This is a genomic window from Rhabdochromatium marinum (genome assembly GCF_016583795.1).
In the GTDB taxonomy this organism is placed as follows: Bacteria; Pseudomonadota; Gammaproteobacteria; order Chromatiales; family Chromatiaceae; genus Rhabdochromatium; species Rhabdochromatium marinum.
Genome location: NZ_NRRS01000139.1, coordinates 1 through 2,486, shown reverse-complemented (window position 1 = coordinate 2,486; position 2,486 = coordinate 1). Strand labels below are relative to the sequence as shown.

The 2,486-nt window shown below is 55.8% G+C and carries 2 protein-coding genes and 2 pseudogenes; 3 read left to right on the top strand and 1 reads right to left on the bottom strand.

Going from position 1 to position 2,486, the window contains the following annotated elements; genetic code table 11:
- Positions 1-131: 131 nt before the first annotated feature.
- Positions 132-818: pseudogene (locus CKO36_RS18745) on the top strand (IS1 family transposase); the annotation flags it as partial.
- 45 nt (positions 819-863) lie between these two features.
- Here CKO36_RS18745 and CKO36_RS18740 read toward each other — a convergent pair.
- Positions 864-971 (bottom strand): annotated as a pseudogene (locus CKO36_RS18740) (IS481 family transposase); the annotation flags it as partial.
- A gap of 215 nt (positions 972-1,186) precedes the next feature.
- Here CKO36_RS18740 and CKO36_RS18735 point away from each other — a divergent pair.
- Both CKO36_RS18735 and CKO36_RS18730 read left to right on the top strand, forming a co-directional pair.
- A complete protein-coding gene (locus CKO36_RS18735) occupies positions 1,187-1,645 on the top strand; it encodes a DUF29 domain-containing protein (protein ID WP_200286425.1) in 459 nt (152 codons plus the stop codon).
- A gap of 23 nt (positions 1,646-1,668) precedes the next feature.
- Positions 1,669-2,169, top strand: coding sequence for a SixA phosphatase family protein (locus tag CKO36_RS18730; RefSeq protein WP_200286424.1), 501 nt, complete (start codon positions 1,669-1,671; stop codon positions 2,167-2,169).
- Positions 2,170-2,486 lie beyond the last annotated feature (317 nt).

Sequence of the window (2,486 nt, the reverse complement as noted above, 5' to 3'; positions counted from 1 at the left end):
TTGAGCAAGTGCTTGAACGCATGCCTTGGCCGGCTTGGCCGGCTCGACGACGACCTCGACCGGCAAAGCGCCCCTACCTGATGCCTGTGGCGGCTTAGCAACAATGGACCAAGGCATGATCAAGGCCACAAAAGCTTGTCAAAAACGGTTTCAATGCTCTGGAAAAACAACTGTATCGTTGCAAAGAATGCGGCAGACAGTTTGTGCTCAATCTGGCGAAAGGCCCTTATTTCTGATGACAAGAAACGCTTGATTGATCGCCTGCTTCATCGAACGCATTTCGTTAGCGGGAATTGCCCGTGTCGTTGGCGTGTCAGAATCCTGGTTGCAAACCTATGTCAATGAGAAATATGCGCAGACACCTCGCGAAGTCCAGGTAAAAAAAGGCCCGAGGGCGGCTCAAGATCGAGTGTGACGAACTGTGGTCTTTTGTAGGAAAAAAGGATAATAAACAATGGGTTTGGTTGGCGATCGATCGCGATACTCGGGAAATCGTGGGCGTCTACATCGGCGATCGCAGCGAACGGCCAGCACGAGCGCTCTGGGCCTCTTTGCCCGCCGTCTATCGCCAATGTGCCGTGAGTTATACAGATTTTTGGTCGGCCTATGCGGCCATCTTTCCAGCCAAACGTCATCAAGCGGTTGGCAAGGACAGCGGTCAAACGAATCATATTGAACGCTTCAACTGCACGCTTCGTCAGCGAGTCTCGAGGTTAGTCAGAAAAGCCCTGTCATTTTCGAAAAAACTTGATAATCACATTGGCGCAATCTGGTATTTTATTCACCATTACAATGCTTCGCTGCCAGTGAATCAATAATGCTTAAACCCACTGAAATCCTATAGACTGAGGCACTACCGGGAGAGAAATGCCATACTGGCGCACCAGCACTTCGTTGGGCAACGTCGAGGCGCGCAGCTCCGCACGCACGGCCGGGGTGGTGCGGGCGTTTTTATGAAGTCGAACCTGCATCGTTCATGCCTCCATCGTCTGATCGTCGCTGGTTGCTAGTCGAGATAGGGGTCGTTCAGCCTCTAGGCAATCCGCCTTGAGCTCGGCGATAAGCGCTTCGAGAACTTCTCGAGCGAGGAACAAAGGATGGCTCCTCTTTGGCAAATAATCACACGGGACGGGACACTTAACCAGGGATGGGGCTGGCGTGATTCAAGCAAAGCCGGTGATAGACGATGCAACACTACAATCAAGACATCATCGCCTGGGCCAATGAGCAGGCTCAGTTCCTCCGGGCAGGGCGCTTCGACCTACTGGACATTGAGCATCTGGCCGAGGAGATCGAAGACGTGGGCAAGAGCGAGCAACGCGAGTTAATGCACTGCATGGCGATTCTGTTGGCGCATCTTCTCAAATGGCAGCGGCAGCCCGAACGACGCGGCGCGAGTTGGGAAATTATCATCCGCAATCAGCGTCGCGGCATCCTCAGACGCTTGCGCGAAACGCCCAGCCTGCAACCCAAACTGGATGATCCGGACTGGTGGCAGGCGGTATGGGATGATGCCATCGTGCAAGCCGCACAAGAGACCGGCCTGGCCGATTTCCAAGAGAGCTGCCCTTGGGTGCGTGAACAGGTGCTTGCGGAATCTTGGCTGCCTGCTGAGCTTGCAACAGAAACTTACTGCAACCCATAGTGAAGCCTCGTGAATTACTCATCATGCGCCATGCCAAATCGGACTGGGACAGTTCGGCGCAGCATGATTTTGACCGGCCACTGGCGAAACGTGGTAAACGTGATGCACCGCGGGTGGGAACCTGGCTCTATCGTGAAGGGTTGGTGCCGGAGCTAATTCTCAGTTCTCCGGCGCAACGCGCTCGGGCTACGGTGCTTAAGGTGTGCAAGCGCCTGGATATTGATCGCCAGGAGATTCTCTGGGAACCCAAACTGTACGCTGCTGAGCTGGCCACCTTGCTGCAAGTGCTCGGCCAATGCCCGCCACAGCGTAGCCCGGTGTTGTTGGTCGGGCACAATCCAGGACTTGAATCTCTGCTGGGCCATCTGACTGACAATGACTTCGATCCGCCGACCGATGGCAAATTGCTGCCGACAGCCGCGCTCGCCCGTGTCGAGATGCCGGCGGACTGGTCACAGCTGGCGCCAGGCTGCGCTCATCTGATATCCCTAACCCAGCCCAAGTTTCTGCCCGACTCAAACTGACCCGAACTCGCTCGTGCTGGCTCGGACTGACGAACCCAGTCAACTACCCCGCCCTGAAGGGCGGAGCTTGTGAAGACAAGCTGGGTTGACCAGGGATAGCGGTGAAAACCCGCTGCGTTTGCAACAGGTCGTTGAGACCCACTCCGGAATGCTTCCTCAGTTCCGGACCCTGGAAGATCAGGATCATGCTGGTGAAAGGCAAAGCGCCGAAGGTTCTGATCGCTGCCGTGAGGCGGGAGCCGGTTGCAGACCTTCCCGAGGGGAGCGAGCCGCAAGGCTCCGTCACTAGGCCCGTAAGGGCAGGAATTGAACTGGCT

Bases quoted from the DNA above. Each gene is read 5' to 3' on its own strand.
- CKO36_RS18735 (WP_200286425.1), top strand. From the start codon at position 1,187: ATGCAACACTACAATCAAGACATCATCGCCTGGGCCAATGAGCAGGCT.
- CKO36_RS18730 (WP_200286424.1), top strand. From the start codon at position 1,669: ATGCGCCATGCCAAATCGGACTGGGACAGTTCGGCGCAGCATGATTTT.